The sequence below is a fragment of the Tractidigestivibacter montrealensis genome, assembly GCF_024741235.1.
In the GTDB taxonomy this organism is placed as follows: Bacteria; Actinomycetota; Coriobacteriia; order Coriobacteriales; family Atopobiaceae; genus Tractidigestivibacter; species Tractidigestivibacter montrealensis.
Map to the genome: position 1 here is coordinate 1 of NZ_JANSKA010000004.1, position 21,978 is coordinate 21,978.

Sequence of the window (21,978 nt, forward strand, 5' to 3'; positions counted from 1 at the left end):
ATTGTACTGCGGGTAGAGCCCGTGGGAGACCAGGACGCCGCTGGCCGACTGGGGGTGTTTTCGCCACGGGAGGGGCCCCGCGCCGAGCGCGGGGCCCCTCTCCGTTTTTCGAGTGGAAATGCGGAGCCGCAGATTCCTCATTCTGTACAAACGCTGTTCGTTCAGGAAATCAAAGCTTGCTTCTTGGACGTGTCTTTAAGCAGACTTCGCGGCTGGCTTGGTGTGTCAATTGGGTGAGTCGATGGCGCCTGCGCCTTTGTTTCATTGCCTGCTTTCGCGCCCTTGTGCACTTTTTGGTTATCGCGCATTTGCACTGGTAAAAAATAGCGGTTCGGACATCCTTCGTTTCTGCTAGGTGTCCGAGTCGCCTGAGCAAGGCTGAGATATTAGCGCTTTTCAGAGGCAGACTTCTTCTTTCGGTGGTAGTCCTGAATGAAGCTCTTGTACCACCAGAAGCTGTCCTTTCGGGTACGCTCGTAACTTCCGTTGCCTTCGTTATCTGCGTCTACGTAGATGACCCCATAGCGTTTCTCCATTTCACAGCTTCCTGCTGAGACAATGTCGATGATTCCCCAAACGATGTAGCCGAGCACGTCCACGCCATCATTCTGTGCTTTGATTACCTGTTTTAAATGCTGCGAAAGGTAATCAATGCGATATTGGTCATGAATGCGCTTCTCGCCATCTTCTATTTCAATTCTGTCGCGTGCTCCCAGTCCGCCTTCTACTACGAAGACTGGCTTTTCAACGCGGTCATATAGCGTGTTAAGTGCCGTACGAAGACCCACTGGGTCTATCTGCCAACCCCACTCTGATGCCTGAAGGTAGGGGTTTACCGTTGAACACACGAGGTTTCCTGCCGTTTGGGGGCTATTCTCGTCGCAGGACACAACAGAAGACTGATAGTACGAGATACCCACAAAGTCACATGTATTGTTGGCAAGCAGATCGAAGTCCTCGTTTTCCATCATTACGGTGATGCCGTTCTTGTCAAAGAACCGCTTTGCATATGAGGGGTAATAGCCGCGCGCTAGGACGTCTACGGCAAACCACTGGTTTATCTGCTCATCTTGCACCAGCCGGAGGTTGTCTTCCGGCGATGGTGTATTGGCGTAGTAGCAGAAGTCTGCAACCATGCACCCGCTCTTGCATCTAGGCGCTATGCTCCGCTGAAGTTGAATGACGCGGGCGCTTGCCACAAATTGGTTGTGCAGAGACTGAAAGACCTCCGAGAGGTCGTAAGGAGCATTCTCCGGTTTGAGAAGTCCTATGCCGTTCCACGGGCTGAAGTATCCCGCATTGATTTCGTTGAATGGCAGGTAGTAGTTGATGTATTCCCCCCAGCGAGAGAATACGAATTGAGCCAACCTAAGATACGCGTCTATGGTTGCCCTGTTAAGCCAGCCCCCGTCACTGAGCACCAAGTCAATTGGCATGGCATAGTGCGTAAGGGTGAGAAAGACCTGCATGCCTGCCTTGCGTACCAGCTGAAACACCTTGTCATAATAGGCAACGCCTTCGGGGCTTGGGTTGTTCTCGTGACCAGTGGGATAGAGTCGCGCCCAGCTGATAGAGAAGCGATAGATATCAATCCCAAGCTCTTTGAGAAGTCCGATGTCCTCCTCGCAGTGGGAGATGCCCTCTGTCCCCCTCCTGAAGGGGTAGTTTCCGTCGAATCCCGAGCCAAGGGCCTCTTCCACCATTCTTTTGGTGAGAAGGCGCGTTTCCGTCGTTGCCTTGCTGGTTCTTGGCCGAAAAGGACGAACGTCTTGCGTGTCCGGACCCTTGCCGACCATGTCAGGGCCACCCTCATACTGGCTTGCAGATGTTGCCCCTCCCCAGAGAAGGGTTCTCTTTGGGACCTTGAAACTCATGCCAGCTGCCTTTCGATGCTGGCATTCTTTGCCGCCTGACGCACGTGCCCCCTCGCTTTTCGCAAGGCTGCTCGCGCGGACTCTGCATCACAGCCGAGCAGGAGCATGGTAATTGCGAGCTTTGCGTTCCCGTCTGCTTCATCCAGTTTCTCACTCGCAACATCGGGAGTGCAACCGCAGGCCTCGCATACAATGCCCTGGGCCCTCGCACGGAGCTTCTCGTTGTTTTGCTGCACATCGACCATGAGGTTCTCGTATGCCTTGCCTATCCCCACCATGCTTCCAGTAGAGATCATATTCAGGATGAGCTTCTGAGCCGTTCCGGCTTTGAGGCGAGTGGAACCCGTGAGCACCTCTGGACCAGTAACTGCCTCGATTGCCAGATCAGCCTCAGCGGAGATCTTGGAGTTTGGGTTGCAGGCAATGGAGACGGTCTTGCATCCAAGTGAGCGTGCGTATCGGAGCGCTCCGACCACATAGGGCGTGCGTCCGCTTGCGGCTAGGCCAATGACTATGTCCTTGTCGCACAGGCTCTTGTTCTTGAGGTCCTCTTCGCCGGACTTCTCTGAGTCTTCGGCACCTTCGCGGGCCTTTACGAAAGCATTCTTGCCGCCCGCGATGATTCCCACAACTACGTCTGGCGAAACGCCAAATGTCGGCGGGCACTCCACGGCATCCAGCAGGCCGAGCCTTCCACTTGTGCCAGCACCTACGTAGATAATTCTTCCGCCTGCGCTGAGGCTCTTTGTAGACCAGTTAATCGCTTGTGCTACCTGAGGAAGCACCGCGTGAACCGCGTCTACTGCGTGGCGGTCCTCCCGGTTCATTGCCTCCACTATTTGGAGAGGGGAGAAAGTGTCCAGCTCCATGGTGTCTGGGTTCCTCTGCTCCGTCAGAAGGCGACCCAGGTCTGGCAATACCATGCTCATGCTCGCTCCTTCATGTCCTTTGCCCTCAGTGCGTAGAGGTCAATTAGCTCCTGGATAAGTTCAATGGCAAGGATGGAAGTCATCAGATGGTCTTGGGAGTGAATGAGCAGGATGTCGAGAGGCAGCTCCTCGCCACGGGCAGCTCTCGTGATGAGGTCGGTTTGAATGGCGTGCGCCTTGTTCGACGCCTCCTGAGCATCTGCCATCGTTGCTTTGGCCTGGTCGAAATCTCCCTGCTTGGCAAAGTCGAGCGCCTCGTAGGCTTTGCTCCGCGCCTCTCCGGACATGGCAATGATCTCGAATGAGGTCTGCACACTCTTCTCGTCCATAGGCGATATTCCCTCCTAGATATAACTGTCGCCTTTCCTGCTGAGATGAGAATACGCATCGCATTCCCAACGAACAAACTGCCTGTTTGCTCCTGGGGGGCGCTCTCCTTACTCCTTGGACGTATCGGGGAGAATTTGATGACAACGTTGGAGTCATGCAATTAAACCGCAGGTGAACGCTGTATTTCTAGGGCATTGGGCTTCGGATAACGTCGATACCTACCCATCTGACCATACATTTTGCTGACATGTTGAGTCTTGTCTCACGTGCCGTCCATCGGTGCTCAAAAGCCGTCCAGGGGGTGGTACTTTCAAAATTGAAATAAAATATCAGAAATGGACAAAAGTCGTGACATGATAATTCCACATCGGTACAACGTTAGAGGACAGGCGATGGAACAACGCGATGTCATTGCACTCTTAAAAGAGAATAGGGACAGCGCAACAGTCACGGAAAGAAACGCAATTGACTACGTTCTCTCGCATCCAGAGGAAGTTATGGGCATGAGCATCCACGAACTCGCAGATGCTTCGTTCGTGTCATCCTCAACGATTTCTCGTATGTGCAGGCATTTGGGATTGAGCGGTTATCGGCAGTTTCAGCGGTCTTTGGTGTTCGAGCTTGCACGGAGAAGAGACAGCGAGAGGACATCGATAGGGGACATAAGCCCAAAGGATTCGGTCAGGCAGACGATCCTCAAAGTAACCAGGAAGAACATGGAGTCTCTCGCAATCACAGAGAAGCTCAATGATGTAGAGGCCATCGAAACATGCGTTGCTATGATGAGTGACTCGGAGACCATCAACTTGTTTGGGATGGGCTCCTCGCTGCTGAGCGCGCGTGACCTGTATTACAAGCTCATTCGCGCCAACGTTCGCTGCAACATCAACGACGACTGGCATGTTCAACTGGTGAATGCGACAAACATGGGAGAGGGTGACCTTGCGATTGCCTTCAGCTATTCGGGGCTTACGCACGAGGTCATCAGTTGCTCAAGAAGGGCAAAGAAGCGCGGAGCGAGGCTCATCGCCATTACTCGTGCAGGGCATGACTCGGAGCTTGTGCGCCTGGCAGACCAAACCCTTTATGTTGCATCGACGGAGTCGATATTTCGAAGCTCGGCCAGCGCGTCGAGGATTTCTCAGCTGGACATTGTCGACATCCTCTTCACGGCGTATGTGAACAGAAACTATGAGCGATGCTCCGAATGGTTCGAACGCAACTATATCGAGAGGTAGAGCGGTATAGGGTCTCGCGGCTCGCGGGATCCGGAAGGGAACAGAAATGAAGGAATACAAGATCTTGCTGGTCTGCTCGGGTGGAATGTCAACCTCTGTGCTCATGAACAAGATGGAGAAGTACGCCCAGGAGAAGGGCATCTCTCTTGCTGTTGACGCCTGTGGCACCGGTAACTATGAGGACGAGGCGAAAGACTACGACATCATTCTCCTGGGGCCTCAGATTGCATACCGAAAGGCACAGATTGCGGGTACCGTGAATATCCCGGTCGTGCCAATCGCGCCTCAGGACTATGCGTTTGGCAATGTTGAAAACATCCTCAAGGGAGTCGACAAGGTTCTCGGGTAACACCACCTTTAGCACCACCACCAAGCTGAAAAATGAATACATGAACGAACAGGAGGACGTATGGAGAAGTTCCAGAAGTTCTTGGAAGAGAAGCTAGGGCCCGTGATGAGCAAACTCGGGTCAAACAGGTATCTGCTCGCCGTTCGTGACGGCGTCATCGCGGCACTTCCGCTCATTATCGTCGGTTCATTCTTCCTCATCATCGCGAACCCACCCCTTCCCGAGGATTGGGGCGTATACCAGTTCCTCAAGGCCAATGCCGCAACCATTCTTCTCCCATACCGCATGACCATGTACATCATGTCCCTCTATGCGGTCTACGGAATGGGCAATAGCCTTGCAAAGTCGTATGGGCTTGACGGCCTCTCCGGTGGCGTCATGTCCGTCATGGCTTTCCTTCTCACCATCACGCCGGTCAACGTTAGCGCCGATGCCAACGCGGGGATTGCCGGCTTTGTCCTGCCTATGGCTTCTCTCGGAAGCGGCGGCCTCTTCGTTGGCATGATTGTGACGTTCATCGCGATCAACATCTTCCGCCTCACGCAGAACTCAAAGTTCCACATTACGATGCCGGAGCAGGTACCCCCCTCGGTCTCCCGTTCGTTTGAGGCCCTGACGCCGACGCTCCTTGTGATGCTCCTTATCGGCTCCATCACGTACTACCTGGGCTTCAACTGGAACGGTGCCATCACCGCCATCATCACCCCGCTCGTTGCGGCTACTGACACCCTGCCAGGCGTGCTGCTCGTGTGCTTCCTCACCTGCTTCTTCTGGTTCTTCGGCATTCACGGTGTGTCGATTGTGGGTTCCATCGCGCGCCCGCTGTGGCTTGCCCTCCTCGAGCAGAACGCTAATGCCGCGGCTTCCGGAGTCGCCGGAACGGCACTGCCCGCCATTGGCGCCGAGCCCTTCTATCAGTGGTTCATCTGGATTGGCGGCTCCGGCTGCACCATTGGTCTTGCAATCCTGCTGGTCACCGTTTGCAAGTCAAAGTACCTGAAGGATCTTGGGCGCATTGGCATCGCACCCGCGCTCTTCAACATCAACGAGCCCCTCATCTTTGGTGCCCCTGTGGTGCTCAACCTCACCCTTGCCATCCCCTTCGTGGTCACGCCCATGATTTCGGCTACCATCGCATGGGTGGCAACGAGCCTTGGACTGGTCAACCGAGTTGTGATTACGGCTCCTTGGACGCTTCCCGGCCCCGTTGGCGCCTACCTCGCAACCGGCGGCGACTGGCGTGCGGCGGTTCTCTGCTGCATCCTCATCGCCGTGTCCATTGCTTGCTATTTCCCCTTTGTCAAGATGTATGACAAGCAGTTCCTCGACCAGGAGCAGCTTGCGGAGGAAGAGAAGTAGCCAAGGGCATCTGCTGTCCCAGGTATCTGTTGCGGCCCCGGGGCGTAGACTCCGGGGCCGTTGTTGTAATTCAATCTGAGACAAGGAGGGACGCATGAAGCGTCTTGGAATCTCGATTTATCCCGAGAAGAGCGATCGCGAACAGCTGCTGGACTATCTGGAGCGGGCTTCTGCGGCGGGCTTCTCCCGCATCTTCAGCTGCCTGCTCTCGGTGAAGGACAGCCGCGAGAATGTCATGCGCGACTTCTCTGAGATAAATGCGCGTGCGCATGAGCTTGGTTTTGAGGTGGTTCTCGACTGCAACCCCAGGATCTTCGACGAGCTTGGGGTTTCCTACCGGGACCTTTCCTTTTTCAGGCAGATTGGTGCGGACGGCATCCGCCTCGACATGGGGTTTACGGGCAATGAGGAGTCTCTCATGACCTTTAACCCCGAGGGGCTTACTGTTGAGGTAAACATGAGCAATGACGTCCACTACATCGACACCATCATGGACTACCAGCCGGATTCGACGCATCTTGTGGGATGCCACAACTTCTATCCCCATAACTATTCCGGCCTTGGTTTGGACTTCTTCCGGTCCTGCACGAGGCGCTTCAAGTCGTATGGACTGCAGACGGCCGCGTTCGTCACCTCCCAGGCGCCCGATACCTTTGGCCCCTGGCCGGTGACGGACGGGCTGCCAACGCTCGAGATGCATCGGCATCTTCCCCTGCGCCTGCAGGTTGAGCACTACATCTCCATGGGAGGCATCGATGACGTCATCATCTCGAACTGCTATCCCACACAGGAGGAGCTTGATAGCGTGGCAAGGCTTCCAAAGAACCTCGTTTCCTTTGGCGTGGCCCTTGTCGACGGGCTACCAGAGGTCGAGCGCTCCATCGTTCTGGACGAGCTGCACTTCAACAGGGGTGACGTCTCAGAGAACTTCATCAGGTCCACGCAGAGCCGCGTGAAGCATCGAGGACATCACTTTGACGTCCTGAATACGCCCGAGACGATTCGCCGGGGTGACGTTGTCATCGAAAGCAGCGAGTACGGTCACTATGCCGGCGAGCTGCAGATTGCCCGAAACGACATGAAGAACAGCGGCATGAGCAACGTTGTCGGCCATATCCCCGAGGAGGAGCTCTTCTTGATTGACACCATCAAGCCCTGGCAGAAGTTCCGCTTCCATGAGGCGAATGCATCGTGAGATGGCTTGGCATTGATGGCGGCGGCACGAAGACTACCTTCAGCGTGTTTGACGAGCGCATGAACAGGGTCGCCACCACTGAGCTTCCTACCTGCCACATTGGGCAGGTAGGGGAGAAGGGGCTGCGAGACATTCTTCTCGCCGGAATGCGCTGGGCTGAGAAGGACGGTGGCATTGGCGCTGATTGGGGCGTTGGGTTCGGTCTTGCCGGTTACGGCAACGAGCCCATCTCCCGCGCGACGATAGAGTCCGTCTGCGCGGGGGTGGTGCACGGCCACCCCTACGTCCTGATGAGCGACCTCAAGGCTGGGTGCGTTGCGGCCTTGGGCCTTGAGGACGGTGTCGTCATGGTTGCCGGCACCGGATCAGCCGCGCTGGGCATTAGGGGCGACCGCGAGCTTCGCTGCGGAGGCTGGGGCTTCCAAATTGGGGACGAGGGAAGCGGCTGGTGGATGGGCCGTCGCATCCTTGAGGCGTTTAGCAGGGAATCTGATGGAAGGCTGCCCCGAGGGGCGATTTACCGTATTGTGCGGGAGCGCCTTGGCCTCAAGAACGACTACGACCTCATCGCTCTGCGCAGAACAACGCTTTCGGGCCGAACTGAGGTTGCCGCCCTTGCACCCATGGTTTTCGAGGCGGCGGTAGACGGCGATTACGAGGCAAGCCGTATCCTCAGGGATGCTGCCGCCGCAGATGCGGAGATGGCTTCAACAATCGTGTCCAGGCTATTCCCCGCGGCATCTGAGGTGAAGACGTCCTACATAGGGGGCACTTTCAAGGGTGGAAACGGAGCACTTCTCGGGCTGCTTGGAGATGGGATGCTTCCTCAACCATGCAAGCTTGTCCCGCCCGCGTTTGGGCCTGATGCGGGGGCGTGCCTGGTTTTGAGACGATCGATTGTGGGGAGGGGGTAACCGTGCTCGCCGTTGGACTCATGAGCGGCACAAGCCTCGATGGAGTCGATGCCGCGCTGGTCGAGATTTCTGGAGTGGATGAGTCGACTGACGTCAAGCTGAGATCTTTCGTCACCGTTCCCATGCCCGTCGACACGCGAAAGAGGATCGAGGCGGCTTGCGATCCAGAGAGAAGTTCCTCTCGGCTGCTGTGCTCCCTTAACTTTGAGCTGGGCCAGCTGTTCTCCCGCGCGGTCGAGGCAGCGAGCGCTGCTGCTGGCGTCGCGGATTCCGACCTCGCCTTCGTGGCAAGCCATGGGCAGACAGTGTGGCACGAGCCCTATCCCGCCGAGGGTTTATGCGCCGGGACCCTCCAGCTGGGAGAGCCTGCAGTCATTGCTCGCGAGCATGGGGTTTGCGTGGTCTCGGATTTTCGCAAGGCGGATATGGCCGCAGGTGGTCAGGGCGCTCCCCTTGTTCCCTTCTCAGAGAAAATCCTGTACGGAGATGCCAAGAGAAACGTTGTGCTTCTCAACCTGGGCGGAATAGGCAACGTGACGGTGCTTCCGCACGACAATGTGTCTGGGGTCTTTGCCTTTGACACAGGCCCTGGCAACATGATGATCGACGAGGCGTGCAAGCGCCTCTTTGGCAAGCCCTTTGATGCGGGTGGGGCAATAGCGAGACGCGGCGCCGTTAGCGAGGGGCTTCTCGACGAGCTTATGGGAAACCCGTTCCTTGCGAAAGAGCCCCCAAAGAGTACGGGACGAGAGGTGTTTGGTGCAGGGTCGATGGACCGGCTCCTCTCGTCCAATTCGAATCTTGTCCCGGAGGACATCGTGCGTACCCTCACGGAGTTTACTTCGGCCAGCGTTGCAGATGCCTGCACGCGCTATGTAGTGCCGCGGGTGCATGGGAAAATCGACCGCCTTGTCGTGGGTGGAGGCGGGGCGCACAATCCGGTGGTTCTAGAGGGAATTGCCCGCAGATTGCCCCAGACAGAGGTGATGACCCAAGAGGACCTTGGCTTCTCAAGCGATGCGAAAGAGGCCGTTGCCTTCGCAATCCTTGGAAACCAGACTCTTCATGGCAGGCCGTCTAACGTACCCACGGCGACGGGTGCGGCGGGCCCCGCCGTCTTGGGCAACATCACTCTGCCCCCGCAGGGGTGGACCCATTCCGTGTGCGCATGCGTTAAGGAGGCTTAGATGAGCAAAGGTCGTGCTAAGAACAGGAAACGGAATACCAGCGAGCCCGCCCACGTGAAGATGCACGGCGTCATTACCGAGGACCGCGTCCAGGAGCAGGTCGAGAGAACCGGAACGTACCCCTTCACGTTTGCGAGCTCTGCAATCATTGCGGCAGCCGCTCTCCTGGGCTACCTAGTCCTCCCGGCCGCGTTGCTCGAGCTGGGCATTGAGGCGAGAGCGTCGATGCTGGTGCTTGGGCCGCTTCTCATATCGGCGGCGCTCGCCCTCACCCGTTATTTCCTCGACTCAAAGAGGGGCCCTATACGGGGATTCTGGGTGACTCTCGTCACTACCCTGGTGGCGCTTCTCGTGATTACGTACCTTATGGCGTTTCTCGGCATTGCGTTGTAGGCTCCGTCTGCGACACGGGGTGGGCGGGTCTCTCTCGTCCGCCCTACGTTAGAAGCATCTTGCTTTTCAGATGTTGGCCGCCTTTGACCCAGTCTGTGTAACAACGAACAGATACAGTGATATGTGACCAATAGGCCGGAGACATCTCATGGGCTATGGGGAACAAGAGCGCTGGTGTCGGCGCGAGGACAAGAACATCTACGGCAAGCTGTTTCTGCCGGATGGCTGGGATGGCGGCCACCCGCGAGCAACGGCGATCTTCTCGCATGGGCTGAGCACGAACCATGGAGACATGGAGCCCTACGCACGCACTGCGGCTGAGCGTGGCATGGCCTCCTACGTCTTTGACTTTTGTGGCGGTGGCAATTACAGCAGGAGCGACTGGTAGGACAACATGTCGCTTTTCATCGAGCAGCACGACCTCGAGTCCGTTGCCTGGGAGCTCTCCCGCGAACCGTTCGTAGATGAGAAGAACGTGTTTCTCTGCGGTTCGAGCCTTGGGGCGACGGTGACGCTCATGGCCGCCCGTGCGAATGCGGAACTGGTTTGTGGCTGCGTCCTTCTCTACCCGGCGTTTAACCTACACGATGCAGTGCGCCAGACGTGTCCAAACCGCGACTATCTTCCTGATCTCTTTCCCATCATGAGTATGGACGTGAGAGGGGTTTCCTGAGGTCTTGCTACGACTACGACTTCTACGAGCACATCCCGGCTTTTTCACGAGACGTCCTGCTCTTTCACGGTGATGCAGACAATGCCGTGCCCCTGTCCTACTCGCAGCGTGCGGCGAGTCTTTTCCCACCTGCGAGCTGCGCGTTATCCCCGGCGGCCGTCATGGCTTCACGGACGAGCAGTACTGGCAGGCTGTTGACCAGGCTACCGACTGGCTGCGGGCGCACATAGTGCGGTAGCAGGGCCGATTTCCCTTAATATCTCTCTGCTTTGGCAACGCCGCCGATAAAACGTTTTCTCCTGCCGCCTACGGAGGGTGCGCGTTACCCATTGTGGCCATGGGTAGGTGACTTTGTGCATTGGTGGTCAATGTACAACTGTTTGGAGGAACTCATGTTTGAAATCAAGGGCAAGACGGCGGTTGTCACTGGTGGCACCTCGGGCATTGGCCTGGCCACCGCGAAGGCGTTCCTGGAGAAGGGCGCCAAGGTCGTAATCGCCGGCCGCAATGAGGAGCGTGGCGCCAAGGCACTTGAGGAGCTCAAGGCTGTATCTCCCGATGTTGTCTTCCACAAGACCGACACCAGCGATCCTGCGCAGGTCAAGGGCCTTATCGACTTCGCGGTGAAGACATACGGCTCGGTCGACATCATGTACAACAATGCCGGCATCGCCAACTTCCTCCCCGTTGACCAGATGAGTGACGAGGACTTCAACAAGCTCATCTCCATTAACCTCACTGGCGTGTTCTACGGCATTAAGTACGCAGCGCTGCAGATGGAGAAGCAGGGTCACGGCGGCGCCATCGTGAGCACCTCCTCCATCGAGGGCACCATCGGCGACCCCAACCTGCCGTCCTACAACGCCGCAAAGGGCGGCGTGAACCTGCTCACCCAGTCCGCAGCCCTGGCGCTTGCCAAGTACAACATCCGCGTGAACACCGTGAACCCCGGCTATATCTACACCGGCATGATCAATGAGAAGACGATGGGCGCCGATGGCATGAAGCGCCTCGAGTCCCTGCATCCGCTGGGACGTCTTGGCAAGGCTGAGGAGATTGCGCACGGCGTGGTGTTCCTCGTCGAGAACGAGTTCACCACCGGTACGCACCTCTACATCGATGGTGGCTACACTGCGCAGTAGCGTGGGTGCGCCTGCGCAGCCCCTTCGGCCCTCCGGTACCCGCGTGGTGCTGGAGGGCCGCGTCATGAGACAAAGGGACTGTCCCTTTGTCTCACCATCTCCCCACGTTGACCTGCTAAAGTAGTTCGGCTTATGCATGGGCGTGCGCGATTGGGAGGCGAGCATGGCGACAACAGGCGAGGGAAGAGGCCTCTTCCTCACGCTCGAGGGTATTGACGGCTGCGGCAAGACCACGCAGGCAGCCCGTCTTGCGGACGCCCTCGAGGCCGCCGGCTGTGACGTTGTGCGCCTGCGCGAGCCCGGCGGCACGGACATTTCCGAGAAGATCCGCGGCCTGCTGCTTGACCCCTCCAATGCCGAGATGTGCCCCGAGTGCGAGCTCTTGCTCTACGAGGCCAGCCGCGCGCAGCTGGTGCGGCAGGTTATCTCGCCCGCGCTCGAGCGCGGGGCAGTCGTGGTCTGCGACCGCTTCTTCGACTCGACCCTGGCCTACCAGGAGGCCGCGCGAGGCCTCTCGTCCCAGGTGGTGAGAACGGCGAACGGGCTTGGGAGCTGCGGTGTCACACCCCACCGCACGGTTGTCCTGGACCTTGAGCCTGCGCAGGCGCTCTCGCGCGCCACGGCGGGCGGGGCGGATCGCCTCGAGGCGGAGGGCCTTGCCTTCCAGCAGCGCGTTCGCGACGGCTACCTGCGCCTTGTTGGCGAGGAACCCGAGCGCGTGCACCTGGTGGACGCATCGGGCACGCCGGACGAGGTCTACTTCGCGCTTCTCGGCACCCTTGCGGACGTCCTTCCCGCATCGCTTGCAACGGAGGCGGAGCCCCATGGCCGCGGCTAGGGAAGGCGCTGCGCCGGCGCGCCCCGCAGCCGTGTTTGACTCGCTTGGTGACCAGCCGCGTGTTCGCGACCTTCTCGCCTCTGCCGTGCGCGAGGGGCGTCTCTCGCACGCCTACCTCTTTGTGGGCGCGCCTGGCTCCGGCATGGAAGAAGCGGCGCTTGCGCTGGCGCAGTGCGTGGTCTGCCCCAACGACGGCTGCGGCACCTGTGACGACTGCCGCCGCGTGGCGCACCGCACCCATCCGGACGTGCAGTGGCTCACCCCGGGAAGCGTCACCGGCTACCTTGTTGACCAGGTGCGCGACCTTATCGAGGGCGTGAACCGTGCACCCAGCCGCGCTCGCGCGAAGGCATACGTGCTCGAGAACGCCGGTCTTCTCCGCGGTACCTCGGCAAACGCGCTGCTCAAGACCATAGAGGAGCCGCCGGAGGGCGTGATGTTCGTCCTTCTCGCCCGCTCGGTGGCCTCGGTGCTCCCCACCATTGTCTCGCGCTGTCAGGTGGTGCCGTTTCGCACCATTGCGCCGAGCGTGGCCTTGGACGAGGTCATGCACCGCTCCGGTGCCAGTGAGGCCGAGGCCCGCGTGGCGCTCTCGGTTGCCGGCACGCCCTCTCGTGCCTGCGACTTCCTTGCGTCGCCCTCGCGCCGAGAAGTGCGGCGCCTGGTCGTGCGCATTCTGGACGAGCTTGGTCGCGACGACTCGTGGGACGTGCTCTGCTCGGCACGCGATCTTCTGGCGGCCGTGCGCGTGCCCCTGAAGGACGTGCAGGTTGCCCAGGACGAGACCGCTAAGGAGAGCGCGGATTTTCTCACCGCCTCTGCCCTCAAGCAGGTGGCTGACGCCAACAAGCGCGAGCTTACGGCCCGTGAGCGTTCGGGTATCATAGAGGCTCTGGCTGCTGCGGACTCGCTTCTGCGCGACGTGCTGGTGCGCTGTGAGGGCGTGCCGCAGAAGATCGTGAACGAGGACGCGGCTGCCGTGGTCGATCGCCTTGCCGCGTCGACGGGAACGCCTGGCGCCTTGACCGCGCTCGACGCCGTCTCTTCTGCAGGCGACGACCTAGCGCACAACGTATCACCCCAGCTGGCCCTTGAGGTCATGCTTCTTCGTATCAAGGAGGCACTTGCATGCCCACCGTCATTCCGGTGAAGTTTAAATATGCCGCCCGCGACCTGTGGTTTGACGTCGCGGGCATCGAGGCCCTCGAGGGCGACCACGTGATCTGCGCTACCGAGCGCGGCCACGAGATTGGCCTTGCCACCGCCGACCCGCGCGAGATGAGCTCCGAGGACCTTGACCGCGTGACCAACCACGCGCAGCTCAGGCCCGTGCTTCGTGTTGCAAGCGACGAGGATCTGGACCATGCCGAGGAGCTGGCAGAGCTTGGCGAGAAGGCCCTGCCTGTGTTCAGGCGCCTTGTCTCGCAGAGTGGACTCGATATGAAGCCCGTGGGCGTCGAGTACCTCTTCGATGGCGACAAGGTCGTCTGCTACTTCTCGGCCGAGGAGCGCGTGGACTTTCGCCAGCTTGTGCGTGACCTCTCGCGCGAGCTGCACGAGCGCATCGACATGCGTCAGATTGGCGTGCGCGAGGAGGCCGCCGTGGTTGGCGGCTGGGGCCACTGCGGCCAGGAACTGTGCTGCACCCGCTTTGGTCTTGCCTTCGAGCCCGTCTCCATCCGCATGGCTAAGGAGCAGGACCTGCCGCTCAACTCCACCAAGATCTCTGGTGCATGCGGCCGCCTCATGTGCTGCCTGCGCTATGAGTTCGAGGCATACCGCGACTTCAAGGGCCGTGCCCCCAAGCGCAACGCCGTCATCGAGACGCCGCTGGGCAAGGCCAAGATCGTTGAGTACGACACGCCCAAGGAGGAGATCTGCCTGCGCCTTGAGAACGGCAAGCAGGTGCGCGTGCCGCTGGCGGAGATGACCGCCTCAGATGCCGCCGTCAAGAAGTCGAAGGACCTGGGCTGCGCCTGCCGCCCGGACACAGTGACGCGCGACGTCCTCGAGCGCCTGCAGTCGCCCGATGTGCGCATGGCCCTGGCCGAGCTTGACCGCGCCAACGGCGTGACGCCGCCCGAGGGCTTTGATGACGCAGACCTCTTCGTGCAGCCCAAGCGTCGCCGCAGGCGTTCGGGTGACGGTGGAGATGCGGCAGGCGGCGCCGAGAAGCGCCCGGCTGCCGGTGCGCCATCGCCGTATGCCGCTGGCGCGGAGGGCGAGCAGCAGCCCGCAAGGCGTCGCCACCGCAAGGGCCGCACGGCGCGCGTTGAGCTTGCCGCCGAGGAGTTCGAGGTCACGGTGACGAGCGGCGTCGAGCCCGACGCGGACGCTCCCAAGCCCATGCGCCGTCGCAGGCACCACCGCGTTGCCGGTGGTACAAACGCTCCGGCCGGCGCTGAGGGCGGGGAGAGCCAGGGACGTGGCTCGGGTGCCGAGAAGGGCGCCGGTGCCGGGCAGGCACAGGGCGGACAGCAGCGTCGTCGCACACGTCACCCGGGGGACCGCGGTGGTGCTGCGGCGCAGGGCAGTCGTCCTGCTCCCAAGCACATGGCGCCTGCCGAGGGCGCTGCCGGACAGTCTGCAGCCGGGCAGGCCGCTGGTGGTGACGGAGCCGCCCCCAAGAGGCGTCGTCGTCATCGTGGCGGCCGCGGACGTCGCGGCGGCGAGGGTGGAGCCAACGGAGGATCAGCGGGCGGCAGCACGCCTGCGCCGGCGGGGGAGTAGACCTTTGGAGCCGCGGCCTAGGCCGGAGTCGTGGCGGTGGGCTTCTCGGCCTGCCGCCGGGGTTGCGACTGCCTTGCGCTTCTCGGCCCCTCCTTCTGGCGTTGTCGGGCAGTTTTTGGACACATAACAATGTATTTATCGGCCAAAATGTCTGAAAACTGTCCGGATTCACCCTGCAGAGGGTTCCTTCGCTTTGGACGTTCAACAACAGGGGGCTTCGCGTGTACACGCTTTCGACTGAGTACTGGTTTGACTCGGCGCACTTCCTCACCGACTACAACGGCAAGTGCGAGAACCTCCATGGTCACCAGTGGCGCGTGGCTGCCTATGTGCGGGCGGACAAGCTTGCCACCTCTGGCACCGAGAAGGACATGGTGGTGGACTTTGCCACGCTCAAGCGCATCGTGCGCGAGGAGTGCGATGCGCTTGACCACACCTTCCTTGTGGAGGAGGGTTCGCTTGCGCCCTCGACGCTCGAGGCGCTTAAGTCTGAGGGCTTCAGCCTGACCATGCTGCCCTTCCGCACTACGTCGGAGAACCTGGCGCACTACCTCTTCGACCGGCTCTCGGCGCGCGGCCTTCCCGTCTGCCGGGTCGATTGCAACGAGACGCCCAACAACCGGGCGTCGTACGAGCCGGACGTGGAGTAGGACGCCGCGGCTGGTGCGCCGGCGGCCTTCTCGGCAATAGCTGCCACACATTTGCGCCCGAAGTTGTATTCGCTCGCAGGTTGCTACAGATTCGCACGCCGAATGTGTATCGCGCCGCCACGCGTTCGCCCCGTCACACGTTCGCGCTCGAATGTGTGACAGAAGCGTCACGACAATAACGCTGGACAGTGCTCCTGGCGACACAACCTGCGCTACACTCTGAATTAGCGCTGAACTTTGATGGGAGCGAGGTGGCGCATGGCAGAGAACGCCCTTCACGGGGTCAACCTTACTGGCTGGCTTACGCTTGAGCCTTGGGTCACGCCGGAGCTCTTCTCGGGCTCAGGTGCCCTTGACGAGCCCTCGCTCATCACGTCGCTGGGAGCCAAGGGCTACCGCGAGGTGGTCCGTCGCCATCGTGCCCGCTTCCTCACTAAGGATGACTTCTCCCGCATTGCATCACGCGGTTTCAACGCCGTGCGGCTGCCCGTGCCCTGGTACGTCTTTGGCGAGTCAGGTCCCAATCCCGGCCCCTACCTGGGCTGCATTGACGAGGTAGACCAGGCGCTCGAGTGGGCCGAGGAAATCGACCTCAAGGTTGTCTTTGCGCTTGCCGTAAACCCTGGTGTACCCGGCGACGAGGAGACCTGGAACAACTTCACCGACGACCGCGGCATCCGCGAGAACGCACTCTGGGTCCTCTCGCAGCTAAGCTCCAGGTACGCCTCGCGCATGGGATTCTATGGCATCGAGGTGGCGGACGATGCCCGCATCCAAACGCGCCGCGGGCTAGGCGTCACCGATGGCATGCCCGGCCACCTGCTGAGAAACTACTACCGTGCCGCCTACGACCGCGTGCGCGAGGCAGCCGGCCCAGACCCCGTGGTGATCATCCCCGACGCCGGCATGCCTACCGACTGGCGGCGTTTTATGGCGCAGCGCCAGTACCAGAACGTCTGGCTTGACTGCCACCTGGACAAGCCCTCGGCAATCATGGCCGACATGGGCTACGCGCCCGGGGCAAGCACGCTGGGCGTGCGCCACATCATGGCGGCCATCCATCGCCACATTCGCGAGGACCAGCGAAGCGGCCTTCCTGTGATGGTGGGCAAGTGGTCCTCGGCGCTTCCCATTGCCGACGCTGCCATGACGCCCGAGGGGCGGGTGGCGCTCGAGCGCATCTACTCGTCTGAGCAGCTCACGGCATACGAGAAGCTCCCCGCGTGGTTCTTCCAGACCTGGAAGACCACGGGCAGGCTCTCCAGCTGGGACGCCCGCGTGGCACTCTCCTCCTTCGAGCGGGGGCTTATCTGCTCATGACAGGCATTCTCTCTGTGGTGGGCACGCCCATCGGCAACCTTGAGGACGCCTCTCCACGCGTCAGGCGCACGTTGGGCGAGGCGAACGTCATCCTTTGCGAGGACACGCGCGTCACGGCTCGGCTCCTCTCGGCCTTTGACCTGCATGTTCCTCTTGTACGCTGCGACGAGAACGTGATTGCGTCGCGTGTGGCTACTACGCTGGAGCGCGTGGAGGCGGGGGAGCGCGTGGCATTTGTCTCCGATGCGGGCATGCCGGGCGTGAGTGACCCCGGCCAGCGCCTGGTGGACGCCACGCTGGACGCGGGGCTTCCCGTGGAGGTCGTACCGGGCCCGTCGGCTGTGACCTGTGCCGTTGTCGCGTCTGGCCTGGCCTGCGAGCACTTCTTCTTTGAGGGCTTCCTGCCGCGCCGACACTCTGCGCAGGTGGTGCGTCTCGGTGAGCTTGCCCAGGTGCCGGGAGCCATTGTGTGCTACGAGTCGCCACGCCGCGTGGCCGCCACGCTCGCGAGCGTGGCCGAGGTCATGCCGGGCCGTCGCGTGGCCCTGGTGCGCGAGCTCACCAAGCTGCACGAGGAGGTTGTGCGCGATGAGGCTATGGCGCTTGCCGCCCAGATTGCCGCGCGCGACGAGGTCCGTGGGGAGTGCGTGATTGTCATCGCCCCGCCCACGGCCGACGAGCTCGAGGAGCGCCGTCGCGCTGCGACGGGTGCAGGCGCCGCCACGCTTGAGGACGCCATCCGCGACGGCCTTGCCGCGGGTGAGCCCAAGAGCGCGCTGGCAAAGCGGCTGGCAAAGGCCTTCTCGGTGCCCCGTGCGCAGGTCTACGACCTGGTGGTTGCTGCTGCCGAGAAGGGCGCCCCCGGCGCGTGACGCCTCTGCGCAAGCCCACGTGCCCCACTGCGTCGCCGCACCTCCGCCAACGCGCTGGAGTATCATAGCCGCTGCATGCAATCCCGCAGGGCAACGTCCGTCATTAGGAGACCCAACCCATGGCAAAGCCGAGCTTCTTCATTACCACGCCCATCTACTACGTCAATGCCAAGCCGCACCTGGGCACGGCCTACTCGACCGTCCTCTGCGACGTCGAGGCGCGCTACCGCCGCGCGACGGGCTATGACGTCAAGTTCCTCACGGGCATGGACGAGCACGGCGAGAAGGTCGCGGAGGCCGCGGCAGCCCATGGTATGACCCCGCAGGAGTGGTGCGACTCCCAGGCGCCCTTCTTCAAGGACCTCTGGCGCCAGCTCGAGATCTCGAACGACGACTTCATCCGCACCACCGAGCAGCGCCAGCACGACGCCGTGCAGTACCTCTGGGAGCGCATGAAGGAGTCCGGCTACCTCTACAAGGGCTCCTACGACGGCTGGTACTGCGTGCCCGAGGAAACCTACTTCACCGAGACCCAGGTCACGAAGTCCGATGAAGAGCACCACACCGAAGGTCAGCACCTCTGTCCCGACTGCGGCCGCCCGCTCGAGCGCGTGCAGGAGGAGTCCTACTTCTTCAAGCTCTCCGCGTTCCAGGACCGCCTGCTCAAGCTCTATGACGAGCACCCGGACTTTGTCCAGCCCGACTTCCGCATGAACGAGGTCCGCAGCTTCGTGGAGGGGGGCCTCCAGGACCTGTCCGTTTCACGCACGAGCTTTGACTGGGGCATCCCCGTGCCGTTTGACGAGAAGCACGTGACCTACGTGTGGTTCGACGCCCTTCTCAACTACATGACCGCCGTGGGCTACGGCGTGGACACGCCCGAGGCCAAGGCCGAGCTGGCGTATCGCTGGCCCGCGCAGTACCACGTGGTGGGCAAGGACATCATCCGCTTCCACTGCGTGATTTGGCCGGCCATGCTCATGGCCATCGGTGAGGCGCTGCCCGAGCACGTCTTTGCGCACGGCTTCCTCATGGTGCGCAACGAGGAGACCGGCCAGGGCGAGAAGATGTCCAAGAGCCGCGGCAACGCCATTGCGCCACAGGACGTGATTGACCTTCTCGGCGTCGAGGGCTACCGCTACTACTTCATGACCGACGTCGTGCCCGGCGAGGACGGGGCCATCAGCTTCTCTCGCATGGAGCAGGTCTACAACGCCGACCTGGCCAACAGCTGGGGCAACCTGGTGTCTCGCGCACTCAACATGAGCGCGAAGTACTTTGACGGCAAGACGCCCGAGCTTGCCGATGGCTGGGCGGACGAGCAGAACCCCCTGCGTGAGATTGCCCAGGGCATCGAGGGCCGCTACGCCGAGCACATGGACAAGCTTGAGTACGTCCAGGCAAAGGACGTGGTGATGGAGCTCGTCCACGCCGCCAACCACTACGTGGAGGACATGGCGCCGTGGACGGTGGCCAAGGACTTCACGCGCATCGGCGAGCTGGCCCACATCATCGCGAACCTGCTCGAGTCCATCCGCATCTGCGCGCACCTTCTGGCGCCCTTCATGCCCGAGACCTCTGCCGAGGTCCTGCGTCGCATGGGCGCCGGCGACGAGGTGGGCACCACCGACCTCGCGTCCGTGTGCGAGTGGGGCCGGCTCGTCGGCGGCGTCGAGGTGACGAAGGGCGACGCGCTCTTCCCGCGTCTTCAGAAGAAGTAGGCGCCATGCACTCCTGGCTTGCCAACCAGTCTGCAACGCGAGATGTGCTCGACGGGTTTGGGCTTTCTACAAAGCACCGGCTTGGGCAGAACTTCCTGGTGGATGACACCGTGATCGGGAGGATTCTGGACCTGGCGGAGCTTGACCCCTCGGATGTTGTGCTTGAGGTGGGGCCGGGCATTGGCACCCTCACGGTGGCCATGCTGCCGCACGCAGGCGCCGTCTGCGCCGTTGAGGCCGACCGCCAGCTCGAGCCGGTGCTGGCCGAGACCTGCGCGCAGGACTCCGAACGGCTTAACCTGGTGATGGGGGATGCCCTCCGGGTGATTCCGGACGGGCTCCCGCTTGAGCCGGGCAAGTTTGTCTCGAACCTGCCCTACCAGGTGGCGGCGACCCTCATCCTCAAGGTGTTTTCCGAGGTTCCATCGGTGCGGCGTGCCGTGGTGATGGTCCAGGCCGAGGTCGCGGACCGCATCTGTGCTGCCCCTGGGTCCAAGACCTACGGCGCCTACACGGCAAAGCTGGCGCTTCTCGGCCGTGTGACCGGCCGCTTCGAGGTGGGGCCGGGCTCGTTCAACCCGCCGCCGCACGTGAACTCCGCCGTCGTGCGCATCGACCGCGCACCGCTCGAGGGTGTGCCGTCATCTACGCCTGCGGTAATCGATGCCGCGTTCGCGCAGCGCCGCAAGACCATCCGGAACTCCATGGCCTCGAGCGGGTACGAGAAGGCTGTGCTAGACGCGGCGTTTGCCGCGTGCGGCATTGCGCCGAGCGTGCGAGCCGAGACCCTCTCGCCCGGGGACTTCGTGCGGCTGGCGGCTGCGCTGGAGGGCGCGGCTGCGGGGGAGGGCGGTGCGGGTGCCTAGCGCGCTTCTCGGCCTTGATGCCCTCACGCTTGAGGACGGCCACCTCTTCCACGACCGCAAGGGCCGACCGCGGGAGCTGCCGCCGGCGAGCGCGCCTTTGGCCGACACCCACGGCCACCTCACGAGCTTCACGCGGCACGACCCTTCTGTTGCCATCTGCCGGGCAGCGCTGGCGGGCGTGCGTCTGCTGGTGGTGCCGGTCGACCCCGTGGATGAGGTGCCGCGCCTTTTTCCCTCGGCGGCAGCGTACCTCTCGTGGATAGACGAGCAGGTGGAACGTGCCGCGGAGCGCCTGGAGGAGTGCGCTCGACACGGGCTGGTGCCTCCGGAGTACGCGGGGTATCCGGACCTTCCGCCGCTGGTGGAGCGCGTTCGCATTGTGGCTGGGACGCATCCGTACGGCGCGGCGCGGCTGGACAAGGCCGCGCTTGCCTGCCTGGAAGAGCTTCTCGCCAGCCCGCGTTGTGTGGGCGTGGGCGAGATTGGCCTGGACTTTGGACCGTACAACGAGCTGCCGGCAGACGTGCAGGAGACCGCGTTCAGGCGCCAGTTTGCCGTTGCCCGCGAGCACGGGCTACCCGTTGAACTGCACATTCGTGACAGCCAGGATCCCGATGACCACTCCGCCCACGAGCTCGCGGCGCGGGTGCTGGCCGAGGAGGGCATGCCTTCTGCTGGCTGTGACCTGCACTGCTTCACGGACGGTCCCGAGGTCATGGCCCCCTTCGTGGAGCTGGGCTGCCACATTGCCTTTGGCGGGGCGTCCACGTTCAAGCGCTCCGACGACATCCGCGAGGCGGCCGCGACCTGTCCCGAGGGGCTTCTCCTCTCCGAGACGGACTGCCCCTACATGGCGCCCGTGCCGCTGCGAGGCGAGGAGTGCGAGCCTGCCATGGTGGCCTTCTCGGCTGCCTGCGTGGCTGCGGTCCGCGAGGACGTCGGCGTTGCCATGCGGGATCAGACGTACGCTGCGCTTTGGGAGAACGCCTGTCAGCTGCTTGGGTAGACCCCGCTCGGTCAGCGTTGTCTCCTCTCGGCCGCCTTTGCCGCTGCGCTCTGTCCCCGCCGCCCTCGCCCCTCTTGGAAAACCTGCGGGTTAATAGCACCTTTCTGTGCTGAGACAAGCCGTCTGCCTGCGGTTCTTGTCAGCAACACCCTTGAAGAACTGCAATTAAACCGCAGGTTTCTCGGCGACAAAGGACTGCGGGGAGGCTGGCTCTGCGCTCTCACGTTCAATTGCATTCGGCTGCGTTGTGCCGAAATTATCGCGCGATATTTCTAGATTGTCTCAAGCTTAACTGGCCGAATGTATTTCTCGTAAGAAATTTCGTTCAATAATCGGGGAAGTTTTGGGCGAGCCTCTCGACCAGCCCCGGCCGCCGGCCCCGCGACCAGCCT

The 21,978-nt window shown here is 61.5% G+C and carries 22 protein-coding genes; 19 read left to right on the plus strand and 3 right to left on the minus strand.

Annotated features, from left to right (window positions below; genetic code table 11):
- Positions 1 to 386 precede the first annotated feature (386 nt).
- Genes NVS32_RS06295 through NVS32_RS06305 form a run of 3 tightly spaced genes read right to left on the minus strand, consistent with a single transcriptional unit; the run spans position 387 to position 3,132 of the window.
- On the minus strand, positions 387 to 1,874 hold the full coding sequence (locus NVS32_RS06295) for a glycoside hydrolase family 1 protein (protein ID WP_118100494.1): 1,488 nt from the start codon (positions 1,872 to 1,874) through the stop codon (positions 387 to 389).
- Complete coding sequence (murQ, locus tag NVS32_RS06300; protein ID WP_233541028.1) at positions 1,871 to 2,803, minus strand: N-acetylmuramic acid 6-phosphate etherase; 933 nt, start codon at positions 2,801 to 2,803, stop codon at positions 1,871 to 1,873. The genes NVS32_RS06295 and murQ overlap by 4 nt, the downstream gene beginning before the upstream one ends.
- A complete protein-coding gene (locus NVS32_RS06305; protein WP_118100493.1) occupies positions 2,800 to 3,132 on the minus strand; it encodes a PTS lactose/cellobiose transporter subunit IIA in 333 nt (110 codons plus the stop codon). The genes murQ and NVS32_RS06305 overlap by 4 nt, the downstream gene beginning before the upstream one ends.
- Positions 3,133 to 3,525: 393 nt before the next feature.
- Here NVS32_RS06305 and NVS32_RS06310 point away from each other — a divergent pair, with 393 nt between their 5' ends.
- From NVS32_RS06310 to NVS32_RS06400, 19 genes are all read left to right on the plus strand, one after another.
- Positions 3,526 to 4,371, plus strand: coding sequence for a MurR/RpiR family transcriptional regulator (locus tag NVS32_RS06310; RefSeq protein ID WP_118110908.1), 846 nt, complete (start codon positions 3,526 to 3,528; stop codon positions 4,369 to 4,371).
- A gap of 46 nt (positions 4,372 to 4,417) precedes the next feature.
- Positions 4,418 to 4,720, plus strand: coding sequence for a PTS sugar transporter subunit IIB (locus NVS32_RS06315; protein ID WP_118100491.1), 303 nt, complete (start codon positions 4,418 to 4,420; stop codon positions 4,718 to 4,720).
- Positions 4,721 to 4,780: 60 nt separating this feature from the next.
- Positions 4,781 to 6,079 (plus strand): PTS sugar transporter subunit IIC, encoded by a 1,299-nt coding sequence (locus tag NVS32_RS06320; protein WP_118100490.1) that lies wholly within the window; start codon positions 4,781 to 4,783, stop codon positions 6,077 to 6,079.
- Positions 6,080 to 6,173: 94 nt separating this feature from the next.
- Entirely contained in the window at positions 6,174 to 7,274 is a 1,101-nt protein-coding gene (locus NVS32_RS06325; RefSeq protein WP_258499086.1) for a DUF871 domain-containing protein, read from the plus strand.
- Complete coding sequence (locus tag NVS32_RS06330) at positions 7,271 to 8,188, plus strand: N-acetylglucosamine kinase (protein WP_158559518.1); 918 nt, start codon at positions 7,271 to 7,273, stop codon at positions 8,186 to 8,188. Before NVS32_RS06325 ends, NVS32_RS06330 begins: the two co-directional genes overlap by 4 nt.
- A 2-nt stretch (positions 8,189 to 8,190) precedes the next feature.
- On the plus strand, positions 8,191 to 9,375 hold the full coding sequence (gene anmK, locus NVS32_RS06335) for an anhydro-N-acetylmuramic acid kinase AnmK (protein WP_118100487.1): 1,185 nt from the start codon (positions 8,191 to 8,193) through the stop codon (positions 9,373 to 9,375).
- On the plus strand, positions 9,376 to 9,768 hold the full coding sequence (locus NVS32_RS06340) for a hypothetical protein (protein WP_118100486.1): 393 nt from the start codon (positions 9,376 to 9,378) through the stop codon (positions 9,766 to 9,768).
- Between the two features lie 148 nt (positions 9,769 to 9,916).
- Entirely contained in the window at positions 9,917 to 10,156 is a 240-nt protein-coding gene (locus NVS32_RS06345) for an alpha/beta hydrolase family protein (RefSeq protein ID WP_233519095.1), read from the plus strand.
- 6 nt (positions 10,157 to 10,162) lie between these two features.
- Positions 10,163 to 10,441: an alpha/beta hydrolase family protein gene (locus NVS32_RS06350; RefSeq protein ID WP_233519094.1), complete on the plus strand. Its 279-nt coding sequence runs from the start codon at positions 10,163 to 10,165 to the stop codon at positions 10,439 to 10,441.
- A 392-nt stretch (positions 10,442 to 10,833) separates the two neighbouring features.
- On the plus strand, positions 10,834 to 11,583 hold the full coding sequence (locus NVS32_RS06355; RefSeq protein WP_032111482.1) for an SDR family NAD(P)-dependent oxidoreductase: 750 nt from the start codon (positions 10,834 to 10,836) through the stop codon (positions 11,581 to 11,583).
- Positions 11,584 to 11,746: 163 nt separating this feature from the next.
- Positions 11,747 to 12,421 (plus strand): dTMP kinase, encoded by a 675-nt coding sequence (gene tmk, locus NVS32_RS06360; protein ID WP_032111483.1) that lies wholly within the window; start codon positions 11,747 to 11,749, stop codon positions 12,419 to 12,421.
- On the plus strand, positions 12,408 to 13,571 hold the full coding sequence (locus NVS32_RS06365) for a DNA polymerase III subunit (RefSeq protein WP_258499087.1): 1,164 nt from the start codon (positions 12,408 to 12,410) through the stop codon (positions 13,569 to 13,571). The genes tmk and NVS32_RS06365 overlap by 14 nt, the downstream gene beginning before the upstream one ends.
- Entirely contained in the window at positions 13,550 to 15,151 is a 1,602-nt protein-coding gene (locus NVS32_RS06370) for a PSP1 domain-containing protein (RefSeq protein ID WP_032111484.1), read from the plus strand. The genes NVS32_RS06365 and NVS32_RS06370 overlap by 22 nt, the downstream gene beginning before the upstream one ends.
- 221 nt (positions 15,152 to 15,372) lie before the next feature.
- Positions 15,373 to 15,801, plus strand: a complete 429-nt coding sequence (locus NVS32_RS06375) for a 6-pyruvoyl trahydropterin synthase family protein (protein ID WP_032111485.1) — start codon at positions 15,373 to 15,375, stop codon at positions 15,799 to 15,801.
- A 258-nt stretch (positions 15,802 to 16,059) separates the two neighbouring features.
- Positions 16,060 to 17,121 carry a glycoside hydrolase family 5 protein gene (locus NVS32_RS06380; RefSeq protein ID WP_117652066.1) on the plus strand — a complete coding sequence of 354 codons (1,062 nt, stop codon included), beginning with the start codon at positions 16,060 to 16,062 and terminating at the stop codon, positions 17,119 to 17,121.
- The gene (rsmI, locus tag NVS32_RS06385; RefSeq protein ID WP_117652067.1) at positions 17,118 to 17,993 is read left to right on the plus strand and encodes a 16S rRNA (cytidine(1402)-2'-O)-methyltransferase; all 876 of its coding nucleotides are present in this window, start codon (positions 17,118 to 17,120) and stop codon (positions 17,991 to 17,993) included. The genes NVS32_RS06380 and rsmI overlap by 4 nt, the downstream gene beginning before the upstream one ends.
- 119 nt (positions 17,994 to 18,112) lie before the next feature.
- Entirely contained in the window at positions 18,113 to 19,714 is a 1,602-nt protein-coding gene (gene metG / locus NVS32_RS06390) for a methionine--tRNA ligase (RefSeq protein ID WP_117652068.1), read from the plus strand.
- A gap of 5 nt (positions 19,715 to 19,719) precedes the next feature.
- Positions 19,720 to 20,580, plus strand: a complete 861-nt coding sequence (rsmA, locus tag NVS32_RS06395; protein ID WP_117652069.1) for a 16S rRNA (adenine(1518)-N(6)/adenine(1519)-N(6))-dimethyltransferase RsmA — start codon at positions 19,720 to 19,722, stop codon at positions 20,578 to 20,580.
- Positions 20,573 to 21,586 carry a TatD family hydrolase gene (locus NVS32_RS06400; protein WP_258499088.1) on the plus strand — a complete coding sequence of 338 codons (1,014 nt, stop codon included), beginning with the start codon at positions 20,573 to 20,575 and terminating at the stop codon, positions 21,584 to 21,586. The genes rsmA and NVS32_RS06400 overlap by 8 nt, the downstream gene beginning before the upstream one ends.
- Positions 21,587 to 21,978 lie beyond the last annotated feature (392 nt).